Raw genomic sequence first — 21,910 nt, 5'->3', positions numbered from 1 at the left:
ATGCTGCTTTTAAATAGTCCTAAATTTACATTCACTTAACAACAGATTTATTTTCCCTTAACACTTCCTTGCTACAATCATTAGTGAAAACCCCTTCATCCAAGGAGCCAGAAAGAAGCACAAGCCGACCCCGCTTGTGCTTTTTTCATTTCAAATAAATTATACAAAAAACACCATTGTAACAAAACTGTATTTCAATTATCATTCTTTTGAAACTTTTACGGTTTATAAACGTAAAAACAAACATAGACAGAAGCATAGGAAGAGGGGGATGAGATGGTTAGCTTAAAAAAGATTTACGTAACGAGCGGGATTGTCGTTCTGGCCATTATTTTGGGTCTTTCGGCGTTCACGACGTGGTATACGGTCGATGAGTCAGAACAGGCGGTCATTTTGACGTTTGGCAAGGTGGAGGAAGGTATAAGCGAACCGGGCTTGCACTTCAAGCTGCCATGGCCAATCCAAAGTGTCGAGAAATTATCAAAGGAAACGTTCAGCCTCCAGTTTGGTTATGAGGAAAAGGACGGAGAAATCAAGGAATTTCCTGATGAAACAAAAATGATTACTGGTGACGAAAACATCGTCCTTGCCGATCTGGTTGTTCAATGGAAAATAACAGATCCGGAAAAATACCTGTATAACGCAGATAATCCAAGAGAAATCTTGTATGATGCTACCTCAGCGTCTGTTAGAAGCATTATCGGAAGTTCCCAAATTGATGATGCATTGACTTCAGGAAAAGCAGAAATTGAAGCAGAAGTTCGTGATTTATTGTCATCATTGATTGAAAAGTACGATATGGGTGTATCTGTCCTTGGTGTGAAACTACAAGATGTTGAATTGCCAAATGAAGAAGTGCGCAAGGCTTTTACCAATGTTACAGATGCGCGTGAAACAATGAACACGAAAATAAATGAAGCAAAGAAATACAGAAATCAGAAGTTGAACGAAGCTCAGGGGGAAAAGGATGCGCTTATCTCAAGGGCACAGGGGGAAAAAGCGGCGAGGATCGAAGGGGCTAGAGGTGACGTTGCGGTATTCAACAAGCTGTATGTTGAATACAAATCTAATCCGGATATCACAAGACAGCGTTTAATTTTGGAGACGCTTGAGCAAGTCCTGCCTGGAACAGAAATTTACATCATGAATGATGATGGCAATACAATGAAGTATTTCCCGATTCGCCCGCTTGAAGCAGATAAACCGAAGTCAGAGCAGGAAGGCAGTGAAAAGAATAATGGCTGATCAAAACGTGATTGATATTAATGAACGCAGTGGTGGATCCTGGCGAAAATATACTAAGTTCGGAATCTTCCTGGTCATCCTTATTGCCCTGCTAGTCTTCATTATCACTAATGTTTTTATCGTGAAGCAAGGAGAGTATAAAGTCGTAAGGCAGTTTGGAGAGGTCGTAAGGATTATCAAAGAACCTGGTTTAAATTACAAGGTTCCGTTTATCCAGAGTGTTACAACACTGCCTAAATACCAGATGACATATGATGTTTCACAGGCGGAAATCAACACGAAGGACAAAAAGAGAATGTTGATTGACAATTATGCGATCTGGCGAATTGAAGATCCTAAAAAGATGATTTCAAATGCAAGGACGCTAGAGGGTGCGGAATCAAGAATGGAGGAGTTCATCTATTCGGTTGTCCGTTCTGAGCTCGGTAAGCTGGACTATGATGAAATCATCAATGATGAAAAATCATCCCGAGGATCATTGAATGATAGGGTGACAGAAAAAGTCAATGAGCTTCTTGATGGCGGGAATTATGGTGTTGTTGTGACAGATGTCCGCATGAAGAGGACTGACCTGCCGGCAGAAAATGAATTGTCGGTATTTACGAGAATGATCTCTGAGCGTGAGTCAAAGGCACAGGAATACCTTTCTATGGGGGATGCCGAGAAAAACAGAATCATTGCCCAGACGGACAGGGAAGTGAAGGAGCTGATCGCAAAAGCTACAGCTGATGCTGAAACCATCCGAGGCGAAGGGGAAGGGGAAGCTGCTAAAGTATACAACCAGACCTTCTCCAAAGACCCGGAATTCTACACAATGTTCCGCACATTGGAATCCTATAAAAAGACAATCAACGGTGAAACCGTTATTGTCCTCCCATCTGATTCACCGTACGCAAGGATGCTGATGGGTTACACAAATTAATAGAGCCAACCAAAAGGCCGTTATTTTTCTTTCTATTATCTCTCATGATAAAATAGGAAGGAATCTAACGGTCTTTTTTTCTATATAGAGTCATACCAGAAAAGTACAGTGTCTTTAAGGAGGAGGAATGACATGTCAAAGAAGCTTGTTTTGATAGATGGAAACAGTATTGCGTATCGTGCGTTTTTTGCACTGCCATTATTGAACAATGAAAAAGGGATACATACAAATGCAGTTTATGGCTTTACGATGATGCTAATGAAAATTCTCGAGGATGAAAAGCCTACACATATTCTTGTAGCGTTCGACGCAGGGAAAACGACCTTCAGACATAAAACCTTCAGTGAATACAAGGGCGGAAGGCAAAAAACCCCGCCAGAGCTTTCAGAGCAGTTTCCGTTTATCCGTGAATTGCTAACGGCATATGGCATCCCGCAATATGAGCTGGAGAATTATGAAGCTGATGATATTATCGGTACTCTGAGTTTGCAAGCTGAAAAAGATGGCTTCGAAACAAAGGTAATTTCAGGTGATAAGGACTTAACACAGTTGAGTTCTGACAAGACGACAATCAGTATTACAAGAAAAGGGATCACCGATATTGAGGAATATACACCTGAGCATATCAAGGAAAAATACGGGCTCAGTGCGGAACAGATTATTGATATGAAAGGTCTCATGGGTGATGCATCTGATAATATTCCAGGTGTTCCTGGCGTAGGGGAGAAAACGGCAATCAAGCTGTTAAAGGAATACGGCACACTTGAAAATCTGATCGGCTCGATTGATCAAGTCGGCGGAAAAAAGCTTAAGGAAAAGCTTGAGGAATTCAAAGACCAGGCTGTCATGAGCAAAGAACTCGCAACCATCACGCGTGAAGCACCAGTAGGATTAGAGTTGAGTGAACTTGAGTATGAAGGAGCTGAGAACGAAAAGCTTGTGAAAATGTTCAAGGAACTCGGCTTCAATTCTCTTCTGGACAAGCTGGGAGCAGTTACAGAAGCCGAAAATGTAGAACTTGAAGAAATCGAGTTCAAGCAACTTGATAAGATTGAGCAAGGTATTTTTGCGAAAGAAAACGGCTTTTATGTTGAAGTACTCGAAGATAACTACCATTATGCCGATATTATCGGATTTGCGGTAGTAAATGAAAATGGCAGCTTCTACCTGCCTGTAAAAATCGCATTGGAATCTGAAGAATTCAAGAAATGGGCCGAGGATGAATCAAGCAAAAAGACTGTCTATGATGCGAAACGTTCCGAGGTCTCATTGCGACATCATGGCATCCATCTGAAGGGCGCTGACTTCGATGTCTCACTCGCATCCTACATCATCAATCCTTCCGAGTCACCGGAAGACCTGGCCGCAATCGCAAAACAGCATGGCTTCACGAGCGTGCAGGCTGACGCAGCTGTCTATGGAAAAGGGGCTAAACGGAAAATTCCGGAGGAAAGAATCCTTGGAGAGCACCTGGTCCGGAAGGCGGATGTACTTGTTTCATTAAAAGAAAAGCTTGAGCAGGATCTATGGGACAATGATCAGTATGATTTGTTCAGCAGCCTGGAAATGCCATTGTCGCTGGTGCTCGCAGATATGGAGTATCAGGGTGTCAAACTGGATATGGATCGTCTTGGAAAAATGAGCGAAGAGATCAAGGGCCGCCTTGCAGAAATCGAAACAAAGATTTTTGAGATGGCAGGTGAGCAGTTCAATATCAATTCTCCAAAACAATTAGGTGTCATCCTTTTTGAAAAACTGGGACTTCCTGCTGCGAAAAAGACGAAAACAGGTTATTCTACTTCAGCGGACGTCCTTGAAAAATTGGCGCCAAAGCATAAAGTTATTGAAGAAATTCTTAACTACCGCCAGCTAGGAAAGCTGCAATCAACATATATTGAAGGTTTGCAAAAGGTCGTCAATAAAGAGACTGAAAAAGTCCATACAAGATTCAACCAGGCGTTAACAGCAACAGGGAGACTGAGTTCAACAGACCCTAACCTGCAGAACATCCCAATCAGGCTTGAGGAAGGACGTAAAATCAGGCAGGCTTTTGTTCCGTCTGAAAAAGGCTGGGTCATCTTTGCTGCGGACTATTCCCAAATTGAACTGCGTGTCCTCGCACATATTGCGGGGGATGATAAACTGATTGATGCTTTCCGGAATGATATGGATATCCATACTAAGACCGCGATGGAAGTGTTTAATGTAGGGAAAGATGAAGTCACCTCCAATATGCGCCGGCATGCAAAAGCGGTCAACTTCGGGATTGTGTATGGTATCAGTGATTATGGATTATCCCAGAGTCTGAACATCACAAGGAAGGAAGCTGGCGAATTCATTGAACGCTATCTAGAAAGCTATCCTGGAGTGAAAGAATATATGGATGAAATCGTCAAGGATGCAAAGGAGAAGGGCTATGTCCAGACATTATTGCATCGCCGCAGATACATCCCGGAAATCACGGCCCGCAATTTCAACATAAGAAGTTTTGCGGAACGTACCGCTATGAATACCCCGATCCAGGGAAGTGCCGCAGATATTATCAAGAAGGCAATGATTGATATGGCAGAGAGACTCCGCGAAGAGGGCGTTAAGACAAGACTGTTGCTTCAAGTACATGATGAATTGATTTTTGAAGCACCTGAGGGTGAAATCGAGTTATTGAAAAAGATTGTGCCAGAAGTCATGGAAAATGCCATTGAATTGAAGGTACCGTTAAAGGTGGACTTCTCATATGGCCCAACATGGTATGACGCAAAGTAGGAGTTGCAACAGGATTTTTACAGAGAAAGGCGGGATAAAATGCCTGAACTACCAGAGGTCGAAACCGTCAGGCGGACGTTAGAGGTCCTGACGATAGGAAAAGAAATCAAAGAGGTCTCCGTTTTTTGGCCAAAGATGATTAAGCGTCCGAATGAGGTCGAGCAGTTCAACGACGCACTGAAAGGCCAGACGATAAAAGAGATTGGCCGGAGGGGGAAATTCCTGATCTTTTACACGGAATTTTTCGCGCTAGTTTCCCACTTAAGGATGGAAGGGAAATATGGAGTATTCAATACTGAGGACCCTGTGGATAAGCATACGCACGTCATTTTCCATTTTAACGATGGATCAGAATTGCGCTATAAGGATGTCAGGAAATTCGGGACGATGCACCTTTATGAAAAAGGGAAAGAATTTGAAACCCAGCCTCTCGCTGATTTAGGTCCAGAACCTTTTTCAGAAGATTTTTCAGTGGAATGGCTGTCGGAAAAACTTAAAAAAACGAATAGAAAAATAAAGCCTGCTCTGCTTGACCAAAAAATCCTTGTTGGACTGGGGAATATTTATGTAGATGAAGCACTTTTCCGTGCGAAAATCCATCCAGAAAGGATTGCTAATTCATTGACTGCAGAAGAGGAGTCTGTGCTCTACAGGGAAATAGTCAGCACTCTGTCTGAAGCTGTTGAGAAAGGCGGCAGCACCATCCGCTCCTACGTGAATTCACAAGGGCAGATCGGCATGTTCCAGCTCCAGCTCTTTGTGTATGGTCGTAAAAACGAACCGTGCAAGGTTTGCGGAGCACCATTGGAAAAAACCGTCGTTGGCGGACGGGGTACTCATTACTGCCCATCGTGCCAAAAGCTTAAATAATAATATCAGGATTTATATCATTTCAACTTCGAGAATTGTCCAGCTCCAGCGCCTAGCCCCTCGAGACGTTTCGGTCCGCCCAATGAAGTCAAAGAACGACTTCACTGGTCGGCCCTCCAACGCTTGTCGGGGCTTACCAAGGCGCTTGCGCTTTTCTTGTATATTGGCTTGTTGATTTTCTCACCATAACTGGGCTCCTTCCATATACTAACGTAGCGATTGACAGGAAGGAGCTCAGTTAATGGCACAAACAATCTCCCTGCTTTTACTTGCATTCGCTGTCAGCCTTGACAGTTTCAGTGTAGGGTTAACGTATGGATTGCGGAAAATGAAGATCCCGATTAAATCGATTTCGGTAATAGCCGTTTGTTCGGCTGTCGTCTTGATGGCAGCCATGATGATCGGGCATTTTCTTGAGAGCTTTTTTTCACCAGGAATGGCAGAGACACTGGGTGGCACTGTCTTGATCGTTTTAGGCGGATGGGTCTTATTCCAATTTTTCCGCGAAGACAAAACAGAATTGCTCTGTCATGAAAAAATCATCCTTAATCTTGAAATCAAATCACTAGGTATTGTCATCAATATTTTGAAAAAGCCGATGACAGCGGATTTTGACCGATCGGGTACTATCAATGGAATTGAAGCAGTCATGCTCGGGCTTGCTCTGTCACTTGATGCATTCGGTGCAGGGGTAGGGGCAGCATTTTTAGGATTCTCCCCAGGGTACCTGGCATTGACAGTTGCCTGCATGAGTTCATTATTTGTGTATGCAGGGATGAGAATGGGCAGTTATTTTTCGGAGAGCGGCTGGATGCAAAAGTTTTCTTTTGTACCGGGAATATTATTGATCATAATTGGGCTGATGAAGCTTTAACAGACCCTTGAAAGGATTAAAATAGGATGTCATTAGTTATCGGATTGACAGGAGGTATAGCAAGCGGGAAAAGCACGGTATCAGCAATGTTCACCGACATGGGCATCACCGTGATCGACGCAGATATCGAAGCAAGGCTTGCTGTTGAGCCAGGAGAAAAAGCATACAATGATATTGTCAGCCATTTTGGCACTGAAATTTTAGAAGATAACGGTACAATAAACCGCCCAAAGTTGGGTGAAATCATTTTTAACAATGAAGAAAAGCGGTTGCTGCTTAATTCAATTGTCCATCCAGCAGTAAGGGAGCGGATGGCACAAAAGAGAGCGCTAGCTGAAGCGGCAAATGAAAAAGCAGTCGTCCTGGACATTCCGCTTCTGTTTGAAAGCAAGCTGACAGGACTCGTCGAAAAAATCATCGTGGTTTATGTGGATGAGCAAACCCAGTTGGAAAGACTTATGAAGCGGAACGGATTCTCGGAAGAAGAAGCTAATTCCAGAATCAAATCACAAATGCCGCTGAAGGACAAAGTCGGTCTGGCAGCCGCTGTGATTGATAACAGCGGCAGCATCGAGCAGTCGAGGCAGCAGCTGATGGATCTTTTAAGTAAATGGGGAATCTTAAGAGCCGAGTAGGCTCTTTTTTTGTTTCTTGAATCGACTTCTTCTTGGTTAGGTATGTTTTAATCCCAGTTTCTCTGTTTTCAATCCTTGTTTCAACCAATATAATCCCAGTCAGGCTAAGAGCCTTGGCGTATTTAAATTTATCGCTAAATGATTATTATTATCAGAATTATTTTATATTTTAAATGTGTGCATTTATTTATCACAAATAAAATTTAATATGTTATACTAATACCATACAAAGGGGTTATTAAGTATAACACTAATTCGGAAGGGGCCGTACAATGAAGGCGAGAATTGCGATTAACGGTTTTGGGAGAATTGGAAGAATGGTGTTCAGAAGAGCCATTCTTGAAGAAAATCTTGAGGTTGTAGCGATTAATGCAAGCTACCCAGCTGAAACTCTGGCGCATTTAATAAAATATGATTCTACTCATGGACAATTTGCAGGCGAAGTCATCCCTGCTGATGATCATCTGATTGTAAACGGAAAGAGAGTTAAACTATTAAGCAATCGAAATCCTGCTGAGCTACCATGGAAGGAAATGAAGATTGATATTGTCATAGAGGCTACTGGAAAATTCAATTCCCGTGACAAAGCAGCGCTTCATCTTGATGCTGGTGCAAAGAAGGTCATTTTGACAGCACCTGGTACGAATGAAGATATCACTATTGTTATGGGAGTAAATGAAAGCGCATTAAATATTGAAAAACATGATATCATTTCAAATGCATCATGCACGACAAACTGCCTTGCACCAGTTGCGAAAGTGCTGGATGATACTTTCGGAATTGAAAATGGTTTGATGACGACTGTTCATGCTTATACAAATGACCAGAATAATATCGATAACCCGCACAAGGATTTGCGCAGGGCGCGTTCTTGCGGTCAATCCATCATTCCAACCTCAACTGGAGCAGCAAAGGCACTTTCACTTGTGCTTCCTCAGCTTAAAGGAAAGCTGCATGGCATGGCGCTAAGGGTACCGACTCCAAATGTTTCGCTTGTTGACCTTGTTGTCGACCTGAAGCGTGAGGTAACAGTGGACGAAATCAACGATGCCTTCTATTCTGCATCAAAAGGTAAGCTTAAGGGCGTCCTTGATATCACGACAGATCCGCTTGTTTCAATTGACTTTAACACGAATGAGCACTCTGCGATCATTGATGGTCTGTCTACAATGGTCATCGGTGCTAATAAAGTAAAAGTTCTTGCATGGTATGACAATGAATGGGGTTATTCAAGCAGGGTTGTAGACCTGACAAAGCATGTTGCCCAAACAATGTCCAATTCAGCAACTGTGAAGGTAGGATAATTGTAATAACGTAAAAAGCTTGCTTATCGGCAAGCTTTTTATTTGTGTCTTGGTTAAATGCCTTATTTTCATATAATTTTTTGTTGATGAATAACGGAGATCACCACCTAAGATCCCAACCGATTTTAAAGCGTTACCCTCTAAAAGGCTATGGAATAGCTATCTATCAAACTATAAAAATCGAAGCTTAAAATTCATGAAAAAAATTTGATTTCATGTGTTGCAAAAAAAATATAAACAAAGTATACTAGTCATCGTGAACTTCTTAATAACGGTACCAATTGGCTACTTAAAGGGTTAGGACCTCTCTGGACTAACTTTCCCCCGTGGTAGTTAAGATGCCATTGAAACTAAGGATTTCATTCTAATATTGTTAGAGGGGGAAATTGAATATGGAAACAATGGGTCGTCATGTAATTTCTGAACTTTGGGGTTGCGATTTTGAAAAATTGAATGATATGGATTTTATTGAAAAAACTTTCGTTGGAGCAGCTTTAAAATCAGGTGCTGAAATCCGCGAAGTGGCTTTCCACAAATTTGCGCCACAAGGTGTAAGCGGAGTTGTCATTATTTCTGAATCACATTTAACTATTCATAGCTTCCCAGAACACGGATACGCTAGCATCGATGTATACACTTGCGGCGATCTGGATCCTAACATTGCAGCTGACTATATTGCAGAAGCTCTTGGCGCACAAACTCGTGAGAATATCGAAATTCCACGCGGCATGGGTCCTGTGCATGTGAAGCAAGCACAAGCTAAAGCTCTATAATAGAAAATATGAAAATTCTCAAGAGGTGTAGCGATACACCTCTTTTTAATTTGCCGTAAAATACGGTAGAATGTTAATAGAAATAACTTGCAGGAGGATTTTTGATGTCTTTATTAAAATCCGTAACCGGACGGTACGAGAAATTCAGCGGGACAAGTGAAAACAATAAAGATGAGCAGTTGAAGACGCGTTATTACAAAGCGAACTTTAACCAGATGTTCCAGACGGTCGAAGACTTGCTGAAGGCTGACCCTTCGCTTAAGATAACGAGTGTTTCAAAAGAACATGGGGAAATATCAGCCGAGTTGAAGGGGAAGCTGCCTGCCTTTTTAACGGCAACCGTTATCACCACGAAACCATTTGAGACCGCGGTCGACTTACATATCTCTACTGAAAAGTTTTCATTGGCAGGCATCAACCCGTCTTTAAGGCAGGAATTGGTGAAGATTTATGAGAAATTGGACAGTACAAACACGTTTATTGGTTCAGGCAAATATGGAAATCAATAGTTCCTCTTGTCCCGTTCCCATCTTTTTTATAAGATAATACTTAAGGATAATGCTTATGGACGTATTGGTGGAAAAAGCGAATGGTCCTTCGCTCATTCTATATTTCAAAATATTCGGAGCTGATCGAGATGAAATGTCCAACTTGCCAAAATAACTCTACCCGGGTTCTTGATTCAAGACCGGTTGACGATAGCCGATCAATTCGACGCAGGCGCGAATGCGAAGCTTGCGGATTTCGCTTTACCACTTTTGAGAAGGTTGAAGAAATTCCCTTGATTGTCGTGAAAAAAGAAGGTACACGTGAAGAGTTCAATCGGGAAAAACTCCTTCGCGGTTTGATAAAAGCTTGTGAAAAGCGGCCTGTCGCTTTGAAAGAGCTCGAGGATTTGGTTTCCGAAGTAGAAAAAGAACTTCGCAGCCATGGAGTTTCAGAAGTTAAGAGCGAAGCCGTTGGGGAGATGGTGATGGACAGGCTGGCGAAGATTGATGAAGTCGCCTATGTCCGATTCGCGTCAGTTTATCGTCAGTTTAAGGATATCAATGTTTTCATTGATGAATTAAAAGAGTTATTAAAGAAAGAACAATCATAAGGCCTGGAGTTCAGGGAAATTGCATGAAGTATTTTCAATCTAGCTAAAGCGCCTAGCCAGTTTTCATCTCTGAAATTGCTTCCTCGAGTATCTTGCGAAAAGCGTTAGCTTTGAGCAGCTCGAGTCGCTTGTCGGGGCTGAACAAGTCGCTTGCGCTTTTTGTTCTGACGGAGCTGAAGGGGACTTCAGCTCTTTTTAGGGCTCTTTTAGAATTTTGAGCTAGAGGTTAGAAATCTATGAAAAGAGCTCAAAATCGCGATGCAAAATACAGATATATGTGAAGACAGTTCTTTTTGACGATTTAGAAGGAGGGAAAAGGATGGCTCAGCATTGGCAAGAGACTGTGCCTGTAGACCAATATATTGTTGCATCCGGTGGTTTATTGCATGAATACGATCGCAAGGTGCTCACTTTCTTGTACCAGCCTTTGATTGGGCCAGCTTGCTTAAGTCTTTATATGACCCTATGGGCTGAACTGGAAGAGAACCGGCTTTGGTCACAGCCTGTTACACACCATAACCTAATGACGATTATGGATATGAATCTTAAGGATATTTACCAGGCTCGCCAAAAACTCGAAGGCATGGGATTGCTGAAGACCTTTGTGAAAAACGGCGAGGAAGGGCGTTCATTCATTTATGAATTGCAGCCACCTTTGACTCCTGAACAATTCTTCCTTGATGGCATGTTGAATGTCTATTTGTATCGCAAAGTCGGCAAGAATCAGTTTTTACGGCTCAAACGATTTTTCAGCGATAAATCGGCTGGATCAGAGCCTGGATATGAGGAGATTACGAAGGCATTCCAGGATGTGTTCTTGTCTGTACCGACTCAGGCACTCATGCATAATGAGGATTCTGCTGCCGACCTGGAGGCTGAGGAAGGGAATTCCTTTATCGGCAGGGGGGAATCTTCCAAAATACAGATTGACCCTGCGGAGTTCAATTTCGATTTGCTCCTGGGAGGGCTTCAGGAATCTCTCATACCTAAAAAAGCTTTTACATCGAAGGTTAAAGAAGCAATCAGCAATCTTGCCTTCCTATATGGGATTGATGCCTTGAAGATGAAGAACATCGTCTTGAGTGCTGTAACCGCTGAAAACGAAATAGATATAGATGAACTGCGGAAGGCTGCCCGTGACTGGTACCAATTTGAACACCAGGACAAACTACCGGCACTTTTGGATCGAACCCAGCCCTTCCAGCATAAAGCTGGCATTGAGAAGCCGAAGACGCAGGAAGAGGAATTGGTGTTATATTTTGAAAAAACATCCCCGCGTCAACTTTTGATTGATCTCTCGGGCGGAGCGGAGCCATCCAAAGGAGACTTGCAGATCATCGAAGAGGTGATGTTCAAGCAAAAGCTGCTGCCGGGAGTCGTGAATGTTTTAGTTCAATATGTTATGCTCAAGACCGATATGAAGCTGACAAAGGGCTATATCGAAAAAATTGCCAGCCACTGGTCCAGGAAAAAAATATCGTCTGTCAGGGATGCAATGCAGCTGGCTAAAAGTGAGCACAGGCAGTATCTTGAATGGGCAGAAGGGAAGAAAGCACCTTCTTCATCTGGAAAAAGAAAGCCTGTCCGTAAAGAAGTTTTGCCGGATTGGTTTGGGAAAAAGACCGAGGGTGAAGTTCAACATCAAACAGATACTGCGGATGTGGACCCTGATTTTGAAATAGAAAAGAAAAAGCTTGAAGAAGAACTGAAGAAATTCAAATCTCGGAGGTGATTCATTTGCAAAACATTAATGAAACATTGAAGAAGCTGGCGAATAACCAGAATTTCCAGGAGCGCTATGAAGCCATTAAGAGGCAGGTCATGCAGGATAATCATATCAAGGAATTCCTGGATGAGAATGCGGATTATATCACCCGGGAAATGCTCGATGGCAGTATGTCAAAGCTTTATGAGTTCTCCAACCAGAGCAAGGGCTGCGAAGATTGCGAGAGCCTAGCAGGCTGCAAGAACATGATTAAGGGTTATGAGCCAGAGCTTTTCATAAAGGGTAACTTCATTGATGTAAAATATGACCGATGCAAAAAGAAGGTCATGCATGATGAGCAGCAAAAGAATGCGCGCCTGATCAATAGCATTTTTGTGCCTAAGGAAATTTTGAAGGCATCGTTCGGGGATATTGAGCTGGATGACGCCGGAAGGTTCAAGGCGATCAAGGTGGCAAAAGACTTTGTTGAGAATTATGAGCCGGGCAAAAAGCAAAAGGGCTTGTTCCTTCATGGGCCGTTCGGTACAGGTAAATCCTATTTACTTGGCGCAATCGCGAATGAACTTGCACAGAAACAAATCAGTTCATTGATTGTATATGTACCGGAATTTTTCAGGGAAATGAAGAATGCGATCGGTGACCATACTGTCAATGACAAGCTGGAAGCCATTAAAAAGGCAAATGTTCTTATGCTTGATGATATTGGAGCAGAAACGATGAGCAGCTGGGCAAGGGATGAAATCCTCGGGACGATCCTGCAGTTCCGTATGCTAGAGAACCTTCCAACCTTCTTTACTTCGAACTTCGACCTTAAAGGTCTGGAGCATCACTTGACGCACAGCCAACGGGGAGAAGAAGAACAATTGAAGGCAGCAAGAATCATGGAACGGATTAGATATCTTGCCGAGCCTGTAAAAGTTGAGGGCAAAAACCGCAGAATATAAAATGTGCCGCAGCGAATCAAGCTGTGGCACATTTTTTTGCACTTATAACCATTTATCGACTATATGGATACTTCTAAATTGTCCAAGTCCCCCATATATATAATCAGGGATTATTTAAGAGGGGGGATATGGTTGATTGAAATCATCTTCCAAAAAAAGCAGGATGCCTGGAATTTGTATCAACATTTAGTTGCCAGGCTTGCTTCATGGCAGGAAACGAATTCAATTCTTCTTAATGAAGATCGAAATAGAGTGCTTATTCCAGAAGAATTTTATAAAAAAGAACATTTACCGTTACTCCAAAAGAGTGTTTATGACTTTATAGTAACCGTGAAACGTGATGATTGGCTGAGAACCATTCTGGCAGAGTCTTATTTTTATACGGACAGTGAAGAGCAGGATCAAATCCTGGATATCATATACTCCGTCATAGAAGGTAACCGTAAAGAACTTGCTCCTTTCATGGAAGGTGTCGAGGAACAAGGAATGATTAAGAGTTCGATCAATGAAATCTTTAATGAAAGAGTCTCATTCTCTTTTGATTCCTTTGTTATGTTCAGGCTGAAGGCCTATATTGAGCAGCTCTCCAAATGGGTAGAGATAGCGATCGATGAGTATAAGATGGAACAGGAGTACCAGGTTTTCCTGCATACACTGAGGGATTTTCTAGAGGACAGAAAATCGCAAATGACCCATTTATATTTGGTGATTGATGAAAATATGGTCTTTTATAATCAGCAATTCAAAGAAATGAAGCGGAGTGAGTTGTTTAAGACGATTGACCGCAAGCTGCTAGTCAACCACCCTGTCTATGTAGATTCCGGGACGATTGCTCCATTGCTGTCGATTGCACCTGAGACCATTTATTTGTACACGGACGATCCGCACCAGCCGTTAGTGCGGACAATCATCAATCTTTTTGAAGAACGTGTTCAAGTCAGTCCGGTTACTGTTTTTCATGAAGAGAAGGCAAACTTTTTTAAAGAGAATCGTGAAAATATACAATAGCCCACTTGATTTTCAAAACATTACAAACTATAATTACGTACATAATAAATCAATAGTAAATGTGATGATGAGGACATGGGCATTCTTCAAAGGTTTGCAGAGAGGGAAGGCTAGGCTGAAAACTTCCTAACACTAAAGAAACGCTTACCACCTCTGAACTCCAGCTGTGAACGCCTTTTAGGCAAGTATTAGCTGGCGGCAGAAGCCGTTACCGCAACCAGAGCCATTTTTGCGTAATTTTTGCGCATGAATGGGAATTGGGTGGAACCACGTGTGATCAAACTCGTCCCTGTTTCAGGGACGAGTTTTTTTATTTTTTGCGCAAATAATCGCGCCACATTTTAAAAGGAGGAAAAGCCAATGGCAGACATGTTAAAAATATCGTTTCCAGATGGAGCAGTGAAGGAGTTTCCCGCAGGCACAACGACTGAAGATATCGCCAGCTCAATCAGCCCAGGCCTAAAGAAGAAAGCCATTGCCGGTATGGTCAATGGACAGCCGTATGATCTCAAGAGACCAATCGAAGAGGACGCAGCGATCGAAATCGTCACTCCTGACCATCCAGAAGCACTTGAAATCCTGCGCCACAGCTCAGCACACTTAATGGCACAGGCAATCAAGCGCCTTTATAAAGATGTTAACCTTGGAGTAGGACCAGTAATCGAGGGTGGTTTCTACTATGATATCGATATGGAACATTCATTGTCTCCGGAAGACTTGCCTGAAATTGAAAAGGAAATGAAGAAAATCATCAATGAGAACATCGAGATTGTCCGCAAAGAAGTAAGCCGCGAGGAGGCAGTCAAGTTTTTCAAAGAGCTTGATGACCCTTATAAGCTTGAATTGATTGAAGCGATTCCGGCTGATGAAAAAGTTACTCTATATGAGCAGGGAGATTTTGTTGACCTCTGCCGCGGAGTGCATGTTCCATCAACTGGCAAGCTGAAGGAATTCAAATTGCTGAGCATTGCTGGTGCATACTGGCGCGGCGACAGCGACAATAAGATGCTGCAGCGTATTTATGGTACAGCTTTCTTCAAAAAGGAAGACCTGAAAGAACACTTGAGACTGCTAGAAGAAGCGAAGGAACGCGATCACCGTAAGCTTGGCAAGGAGCTTAACTTATTTACTAACTCCCAGAAGGTTGGCCAGGGTCTTCCGCTTTGGCTTCCAAAAGGTGCGACAATCCGCCGTATCATCGAACGCTATATCGTTGATAAGGAAGTCAGCCTTGGTTATGACCATGTCTACACTCCGGTAATGGGCAGTGTCGACCTATATAAAACTTCCGGACACTGGGACCACTATCAGGAAAATATGTTCCCGGTCATGGAAATGGAAAATGAACAGCTTGTTTTAAGACCGATGAACTGTCCGCACCACATGATGGTATACAAAAACAGCATCCATAGCTACAGGGAGCTTCCAATAAGGATTGCCGAGCTTGGAACAATGCACCGTTATGAAATGTCCGGCGCGTTGGCTGGTTTGCAGCGTGTGCGGGGCATGACTCTGAACGATGCTCATCTCTTTGTCCGCCCTGACCAGATCAAGGAAGAGTTCAAGCGTGTAGTAGAGCTTGTGCTGGAAGTCTACAAGGATTTTGACATGAATGATTATTCCTTCCGTCTATCCTACCGCGATCCTGAGGATAAAGAAAAATATTTCGATGATGACCAGATGTGGGAAAAGGCACAGGCGATGTTAAAAGAGGCAATGGATGAGATGGGACTGGAATATTTCGAGGCAGAGGGCGAAGCAGCATTCTACGGACCGAAGCTAGATGTCCAGGTCAAGACTGCCCTTGGCAAAGAGGAAACTCTTTCAACAGTCCAGCTTGACTTCTTGCTTCCAGAGCGCTTCGACTTGACTTATATCGGCGAAGATGGCAAGCACCATCGTCCTGTCGTCATCCACCGCGGTGTCGTATCGACTATGGAACGCTTTGTTGCCTTCCTGATCGAAGAGTACAAAGGGGCATTCCCGACTTGGCTGGCTCCAGTTCAGGCGCAAATCATCCCTGTTTCACCAGCGGTCCACTATGACTATGCAAGAGAAATCAAGGAAAAACTTAAGGCAGAAGGCTTCCGCGTTGAAATCGATGGACGCGACGAAAAAATCGGCTATAAGATCCGCGAAGCACAAATGCAGAAAGTTCCTTACATGCTAGTGGTCGGAGACAATGAAGTAGCTGACAAAGCAGTCAATGTCCGTAAATACGGCGAACAAAAATCCGAAACAATTGCCTTTGATGAATTCCTGGAGTCATTCAGGAAGGAAGCGAAGAAATAAGAAAAGCGCAAGCGCCTTGGTAAGCCCCGACAAGCGCTGGAGCTGGACATAAAAATAAGAGGAGCTCAGGCTCCTCTTATTTTTATGCAGATTATTCAATCGGTTTGAAACAGGTAGGACACAAATTTATCGTATAGCTGCGCTGAATTCTCTCACCGCAATTCCGGCATGATTTAATGGTAACAGGCGAATTGTCAATATCATTGGAAAAACCATAGCCAGTTCTGAAAAACTACAATGCAGTGCCAGCGAGTAATCCAGTGATCACACCAGTGATGATGATGGCGGTCAACATATGTACACCAGCTTTCTTGTCTATTTCTACCATAAATTATAGCAAGAAATAAGGATTTAAGTTTTGACAAATTTCCATGTAGATAGAATTTCTTCGCTGTTTTTGATGTTAAATTTAATTATGCATGAAAAAAGTATTGCAGCCTGTATTCCTATCTGATACAATACTTTTTGTTGCAGTTAATGAATTTGATTCGTTTGACACATCAATATCTTTATGCTATATTAGCAAGAGTGAACTGAATACTAGTTTTAGGAAAGAAGAAGCACCCGCTTCTCACCTGGCTGACGCATTTCAGCTGTTGGCAGGTAATACGTAAACGTCTAATTATTTTGTTTTCGTAAGTGTGGGTGTTGTCGCCTGCACTTTTTTTATTGCAAAATAAAAACGGACTATATCGTATGTCATTGTGTGAGCAGGATGAGGCGTAGGCCTGGCAATGTACTTCTTCTCCTTGACAATGTATTCGATAAAACCCTGGAGGTGGCTAATTATTAGCAAAGATGCGATGTTACTAAACGAGGGAATTCGTGCTCGCGAAATTCGTCTGATTGATCAAAATGGCGAGCAATTAGGAATTAAATCCAAAGCTGAGGCTCTTGAGATCGCAACGCGCGTAAATCTTGATCTTGTCCTTGTTGCTCCGAACGCGAAGCCTCCTGTAGGCCGAATCATGGACTACGGAAAATTCAAGTTCGAACAGCAAAAGAAAGAAAAAGAAGCGCGTAAGAACCAAAAGATCATCACAACTAAAGAAGTCCGTCTTAGTCCGTCAATTGATGAGCATGACTTTAACACGAAGTTGCGCAATGCCATCAAGTTCCTGGAAAAAGGCGATAAGGTTAAAGCATCTATCCGTTTTAAAGGCCGTGCTATAACCCATAAGGAAATAGGTCAGCGTGTTCTTGATCGCTTCTCTGAAGCTTGCAAAGATGTAGCGACAATCGAATCACATCCAAAAATGGATGGTCGAAGCATGTTCCTAGTTCTAGCACCTAAAACAGAAAAGTAACGAGGAGGAAGTCCCTATGCCAAAAATGAAAACTCACCGCGGCACTGCCAAGCGTTTCAAGAAAACTGGATCTGGCAAGCTAAAGCGTTCACACGCTTACACTAGCCACTTATTTGCTAACAAGTCTACTAAAGCTAAGCGTAAGCTTCGCAAATCTGCACTTGTGTCTAAAGGCGATTTCAAACGTATTCGTCACATGCTTGACAACATTAAGTAAATTCGAGCGATCTCGATTTATATAGGAGGGAAATTACATGCCACGTGTAAAAGGCGGTACAGTTACGCGCAAGCGTCGTAAAAAAGTCATTAAATTAGCAAAAGGTTATTTCGGTTCTAAACATACATTATACAAGGTTGCTAACCAGCAGGTTATGAAATCCCTAATGTATGCATTCCGCGACCGTCGCCAGAAGAAGCGCGACTTCCGCAAACTTTGGATTGCTCGTATCAACGCAGCAGCACGCATGAACGGCCTTTCTTACAGCCGTATGATGCACGGCCTAAAGCTTGCTGGTATCGAAGTAAACCGCAAGATGCTTGCTGAACTTGCAGTAAGCGATGCAGCAGCATTCGCTCAATTGGCTGAAACAGCTAAGCAACAATTCAACAAGTAATGAAAATAACCATTCTCTCCGGAGGATGGTTTTTTCTTTTTATAAGATATAATGATTCCATAGTACTAAAAGAGGAAGTGGAGATATGGGGATGTGGACTTTGGCTGGCTTGATCATAGTCATGAACCTTTTGGGATTTTTTATCATGGGAATGGATAAAAAGCGGGCAAGAAACAATCATTATCGGATAAGTGAAAAAACATTATGGAATGTTGCTTTTCTTGGAGGAGCGACCGGGGCAACAGCTGGAATGAAGCATTACAGGCATAAGACGAAACATGCGCAGTTTAAATATGGACTGCCTCTGCTAGCTATTATTGAGATTGGTATATTTACATATTTATTTAAGCTTTTGGCATAACAGCTTGTATGTTTTTATAAGCTAGTAACAACAAAGACCGCAGGCAGGTGACAAGAATGGATGATGCGTGGTCAATGCTGCTGATCGTTGTGGAATCTGGAGGCTGGTATGCACCGGTTGTATTCATCTTGTTTCATGTTTTCCGCCAATTTGTTTTCGTGCCGCCGGCAGTCGTCTGTATTGCGGGAGGATTAATGTTTGGGGTCGTACCCGGAATTGTATATTCACTGCTCGGATTGTCGGGAGCAAGTATATTATTTTACTTTTTAATGAGACAGATTCCAGAGATGATGAACAAACTGAGCAGGCTGAAAAAAAGGCTAGTAGGGCGCTTCAGAGATTTGACGGTCGCCCAGGTCTCGCTGTTGAGGCTCGTGCCGGTGATTCATTATCAGCTTCTAAGCTTTTGCCTTTATGAACGAAAAAGTAGTTTTAAAGACTTTATGTTTGCTTCATTTCTTGCGAATATTCCATTCGTCATTTTTTATACGATATTCGGAGAGTATGTCGGAGAGTTTGACTCACTAACAGGAATCTTTCTGATGATTGTATTTTTGCTGTTAGCCTATTTGTTACGGGAGAAAATCACCTTCATCAAGTGGCGAGAATTTTTTGATACGACAACATAAGAAAAGCGTCCGAAATTGATCGGACGCTTTTACATTTTATATCGGACGCTATTACATCCTATAATTCCTCATCCTGGTCATGATTCGCCATGAATTCCTTAATCGGGCTTTTCCAGTCGATTTTGGCTACAGGATAGCTTTCGCGAATTTTCCGTTCGATGAATTGGAAATCTTCAAGTACTAGCCCCTTCAATGCCGACGTTTTTTTAGGCCAAATGAAAATGGAAACAACCTCAAAAGCAGACGGAGTTGTGCCCAAATACTTTTCACCCTCAAATAAAACACCCTTATATGTTAATAAGAAATTCTTGCGGACATTGTCTGGCTCATCCAATAAAAAAAAGCGCTTCTGTTCATGAGCAAGCTCCAGTTTCCTTTTCGGATGGAATAAATATTTCACAGCGCTGTATATTAGAAAAACAAATAAAAGCAATAAAACAAGACGTAAAAGCAGAATCATGACTGCCCCTCCAATGCGAACTTTCCTTATTTACGGATGAGATTCCAAATAGTTTCAACAATTTTATAATTGATTTATACTTTTTTTAGGTTGAAGAATAAGATTTGGCGATTACGACAGATTTTGGGTGAATCAGAAGAAAGTTGATGTCCGAAGTAAGAGTAAGTTCGGACAGATTTAGAGGAAAGTGCGGGAAAGCTGCCCGAAGTCAGAAACTTAATCATTAAGTCAACAAAATCATAAGTAGGAGCTGTAAAATGAACACAAAAACCCTTTTTAAAATGCAAAAAGCACTTGATAGTCATATTGAGTCGCAACACGGATTAATGCAGGAAGATTTATTTGATAGAAAGGTCCTTGCGTTGCTTGTTGAAATCGGCGAGCTTGCAAATGAGACGAGGTGTTTCAAGTTTTGGAGTGTGAAGCCATCATCTGAAATGGATGTCATCCTCGAAGAGTTTGTGGATGGAGTCCACTTTATTCTGTCGTTGGGTATTGAGTGTGGATATGAAGATATTGAGTCGGTCACCTCAAACAGAACCGAGGAAAATGACACGAGCAATCAGTTCCTCTTAATATACGAGTCCGTACAAAAATTCAGGAATAACCACAGGAAAGATGATTACGTTCGATTATTTAAAAACTATATGGAGCTTGCACAATTGCTCGGATTGAACGAAGATCAAATTGAACAGGCATATATTAAGAAAAATGAAGTAAATTATGATAGGCAGCGACAAGGGTATTAGGCAGAATTTTTTGTACAATACCCTGCATGTCTAGTATAATAGGTATCGAAAATACATATTGAGGGAGTCGAAATAATGGCAAAATTAGATGAAACATTAACAATGCTAAAAGATTTAACCGATGCCAAGGGCATTCCCGGCAACGAGCGTGAGCCAAGAGAAGTAATGAAGAAATACATAACTCCATTCGCTGATGAAGTAACGACTGACGGACTTGGCAGCTTAGTTGCGAAGAAAGTCGGCAATGAGAATGGACCAAAAATCATGGTTGCTGGCCATCTTGATGAAGTAGGCTTCATGGTAACAAGTATTGATGACAAAGGATTCATCCGCTTCCAGACAGTCGGCGGCTGGTGGAGCCAGGTTATGCTTGCACAACGCGTGACAATCGTTACTCGTAAAGGTGAAATCACTGGGGTAATCGGTTCTAAACCGCCTCACATCCTTCCTGCAGAAGCGCGCAAAAAGCCAGTTGATATTAAGGATATGTTCATTGATATCGGTGCTTCAAGCCGTGATGAAGCGAAGGAATGGGGAGTCACTCCTGGGGACATGGTCGTTCCATACTTCGAATTCACAGTCATGAACAATGAGAAAATGCTTCTTGCTAAAGCATGGGATAACCGTATCGGCTGTGCGATTGCAATCGATGTCTTGAAGGGGCTTAAAGATGCAGAACATCCAAACGTTGTATATGGTGTTGGAACTGTTCAGGAAGAAGTAGGCCTACGCGGCGCTAAAACTTCCGCACAAATGATTCAACCTGACATCGCTTTCGGCGTTGATGTAGGAATCGCCGGCGACACTCCAGGCGTTACCGAAAAAGAAGCACTTAGCAAAATGGGGGACGGACCACAGATCATCATCTATGATGCATCGATGGTATCGCACAAAGGACTTCGTGACTTCGTTACAGACCTCGCTGATGAATTGAACATTCCATATCAGTTCGATGCAGTGGCAGGCGGCGGAACTGACTCTGGCGCCATTCACCTGACGCACCGTGGTGTACCAGCGTTGTCCATTACAATCGCGACACGCTACATCCACTCACACGCAGCGATGCTTCACCGCGATGACTACGAAAACGCTGTAAAGCTAATCGTAGAAGTCATTAAGCGTCTTGATAAAGAAACAGTTGAGAAGATTACTTTTGAGTAAAATTTAGAATAAAGGTGTCCAGAAAACTAGTTTTCTGGACATTTTTTTGTTTGTCTTATATACAATCACTACGTTTTGGCCCATAATCACTACGTAATTAACATTAATCACTACGAAATCGAACTTTATCACTACTTTTTCCAAATTTTGTGGGAAAGTAATGAGAATCCAATC

Annotated in this window: 22 protein-coding genes and 1 other annotated feature; of the genes, 21 read left to right on the top strand and 1 reads right to left on the bottom strand. The window is 42.5% G+C overall.

Going from position 1 to position 21,910, the window contains the following annotated elements; all coding sequences use genetic code 11:
* Positions 1 to 276: 276 nt before the first annotated feature.
* From hflK to DYI25_RS12020, 19 genes are all read left to right on the top strand, one after another.
* Positions 277 to 1,245, top strand: coding sequence for an FtsH protease activity modulator HflK (hflK, locus tag DYI25_RS12110; protein ID WP_213369033.1), 969 nt, complete (start codon positions 277 to 279; stop codon positions 1,243 to 1,245).
* Complete coding sequence (gene hflC, locus DYI25_RS12105; protein WP_213369580.1) at positions 1,238 to 2,167, top strand: protease modulator HflC; 930 nt, start codon at positions 1,238 to 1,240, stop codon at positions 2,165 to 2,167. The genes hflK and hflC overlap by 8 nt, the downstream gene beginning before the upstream one ends.
* A gap of 132 nt (positions 2,168 to 2,299) precedes the next feature.
* Positions 2,300 to 4,930 (top strand): DNA polymerase I, encoded by a 2,631-nt coding sequence (gene polA, locus DYI25_RS12100; protein WP_213369032.1) that lies wholly within the window; start codon positions 2,300 to 2,302, stop codon positions 4,928 to 4,930.
* A 39-nt stretch (positions 4,931 to 4,969) separates the two neighbouring features.
* Positions 4,970 to 5,800: a DNA-formamidopyrimidine glycosylase gene (mutM, locus tag DYI25_RS12095; protein WP_213369030.1), complete on the top strand. Its 831-nt coding sequence runs from the start codon at positions 4,970 to 4,972 to the stop codon at positions 5,798 to 5,800.
* Positions 5,801 to 6,041: 241 nt separating this feature from the next.
* A complete protein-coding gene (gene ytaF, locus DYI25_RS12090; protein ID WP_213369027.1) occupies positions 6,042 to 6,674 on the top strand; it encodes a sporulation membrane protein YtaF in 633 nt (210 codons plus the stop codon).
* Positions 6,675 to 6,700: 26 nt separating this feature from the next.
* Entirely contained in the window at positions 6,701 to 7,309 is a 609-nt protein-coding gene (gene coaE, locus DYI25_RS12085; protein ID WP_213369025.1) for a dephospho-CoA kinase, read from the top strand.
* Positions 7,310 to 7,581: 272 nt separating this feature from the next.
* Positions 7,582 to 8,613 (top strand): glyceraldehyde-3-phosphate dehydrogenase, encoded by a 1,032-nt coding sequence (locus tag DYI25_RS12080; protein WP_213369024.1) that lies wholly within the window; start codon positions 7,582 to 7,584, stop codon positions 8,611 to 8,613.
* 392 nt (positions 8,614 to 9,005) lie between these two features.
* On the top strand, positions 9,006 to 9,386 hold the full coding sequence (speD, locus tag DYI25_RS12075) for an adenosylmethionine decarboxylase (RefSeq protein WP_213369023.1): 381 nt from the start codon (positions 9,006 to 9,008) through the stop codon (positions 9,384 to 9,386).
* 104 nt (positions 9,387 to 9,490) lie between these two features.
* A complete protein-coding gene (locus DYI25_RS12070) occupies positions 9,491 to 9,895 on the top strand; it encodes a hypothetical protein (protein WP_213369022.1) in 405 nt (134 codons plus the stop codon).
* Between the two features lie 128 nt (positions 9,896 to 10,023).
* Positions 10,024 to 10,485, top strand: coding sequence for a transcriptional regulator NrdR (gene nrdR, locus DYI25_RS12065; protein ID WP_102265147.1), 462 nt, complete (start codon positions 10,024 to 10,026; stop codon positions 10,483 to 10,485).
* 319 nt (positions 10,486 to 10,804) lie between these two features.
* Positions 10,805 to 12,217, top strand: coding sequence for a replication initiation and membrane attachment family protein (locus DYI25_RS12060; RefSeq protein ID WP_213369021.1), 1,413 nt, complete (start codon positions 10,805 to 10,807; stop codon positions 12,215 to 12,217).
* A gap of 5 nt (positions 12,218 to 12,222) precedes the next feature.
* A complete protein-coding gene (dnaI, locus tag DYI25_RS12055; RefSeq protein ID WP_213369019.1) occupies positions 12,223 to 13,155 on the top strand; it encodes a primosomal protein DnaI in 933 nt (310 codons plus the stop codon).
* A gap of 132 nt (positions 13,156 to 13,287) precedes the next feature.
* Positions 13,288 to 14,163, top strand: a complete 876-nt coding sequence (gene ytxC, locus DYI25_RS12050; protein ID WP_213369017.1) for a putative sporulation protein YtxC — start codon at positions 13,288 to 13,290, stop codon at positions 14,161 to 14,163.
* Positions 14,164 to 14,523: 360 nt separating this feature from the next.
* Positions 14,524 to 16,455: a threonine--tRNA ligase gene (gene thrS / locus DYI25_RS12045; protein WP_213369015.1), complete on the top strand. Its 1,932-nt coding sequence runs from the start codon at positions 14,524 to 14,526 to the stop codon at positions 16,453 to 16,455.
* A 546-nt stretch (positions 16,456 to 17,001) separates the two neighbouring features.
* Positions 17,002 to 17,128: a sequence feature (ribosomal protein L20 leader region), on the top strand.
* A 130-nt stretch (positions 17,129 to 17,258) separates the two neighbouring features.
* Positions 17,259 to 17,762 (top strand): translation initiation factor IF-3, encoded by a 504-nt coding sequence (infC, locus tag DYI25_RS12040; RefSeq protein ID WP_213369012.1) that lies wholly within the window; start codon positions 17,259 to 17,261, stop codon positions 17,760 to 17,762.
* Positions 17,763 to 17,778: 16 nt separating this feature from the next.
* The gene (gene rpmI, locus DYI25_RS12035) at positions 17,779 to 17,979 is read left to right on the top strand and encodes a 50S ribosomal protein L35 (protein ID WP_213369010.1); all 201 of its coding nucleotides are present in this window, start codon (positions 17,779 to 17,781) and stop codon (positions 17,977 to 17,979) included.
* A gap of 37 nt (positions 17,980 to 18,016) precedes the next feature.
* Positions 18,017 to 18,376: a 50S ribosomal protein L20 gene (gene rplT / locus DYI25_RS12030; RefSeq protein WP_102263819.1), complete on the top strand. Its 360-nt coding sequence runs from the start codon at positions 18,017 to 18,019 to the stop codon at positions 18,374 to 18,376.
* Between the two features lie 85 nt (positions 18,377 to 18,461).
* On the top strand, positions 18,462 to 18,737 hold the full coding sequence (locus DYI25_RS12025) for a DUF1294 domain-containing protein (protein WP_342032497.1): 276 nt from the start codon (positions 18,462 to 18,464) through the stop codon (positions 18,735 to 18,737).
* 56 nt (positions 18,738 to 18,793) lie between these two features.
* Complete coding sequence (locus tag DYI25_RS12020; RefSeq protein ID WP_213369008.1) at positions 18,794 to 19,366, top strand: TVP38/TMEM64 family protein; 573 nt, start codon at positions 18,794 to 18,796, stop codon at positions 19,364 to 19,366.
* Between the two features lie 58 nt (positions 19,367 to 19,424).
* Here DYI25_RS12020 and DYI25_RS12015 read toward each other — a convergent pair whose 3' ends face one another.
* A complete protein-coding gene (locus tag DYI25_RS12015; protein WP_213369006.1) occupies positions 19,425 to 19,826 on the bottom strand; it encodes a sigma-w pathway protein ysdB in 402 nt (133 codons plus the stop codon).
* A 257-nt stretch (positions 19,827 to 20,083) separates the two neighbouring features.
* Between DYI25_RS12015 and DYI25_RS12010 the strand changes: the two genes are divergently transcribed.
* Together DYI25_RS12010 and DYI25_RS12005 are read left to right on the top strand one after the other, a co-directional pair.
* A complete protein-coding gene (locus DYI25_RS12010) occupies positions 20,084 to 20,575 on the top strand; it encodes a dUTP diphosphatase (protein ID WP_213369004.1) in 492 nt (163 codons plus the stop codon).
* A gap of 75 nt (positions 20,576 to 20,650) precedes the next feature.
* Complete coding sequence (locus DYI25_RS12005; protein ID WP_041967559.1) at positions 20,651 to 21,736, top strand: M42 family metallopeptidase; 1,086 nt, start codon at positions 20,651 to 20,653, stop codon at positions 21,734 to 21,736.
* Positions 21,737 to 21,910 lie beyond the last annotated feature (174 nt).

Source organism: Mesobacillus boroniphilus, assembly GCF_018424685.1.
Taxonomy (GTDB): Bacteria; Bacillota; Bacilli; order Bacillales; family Cytobacillaceae; genus Mesobacillus; species Mesobacillus boroniphilus_A.
This window is presented reverse-complemented; position numbering and strand designations above follow the sequence as displayed.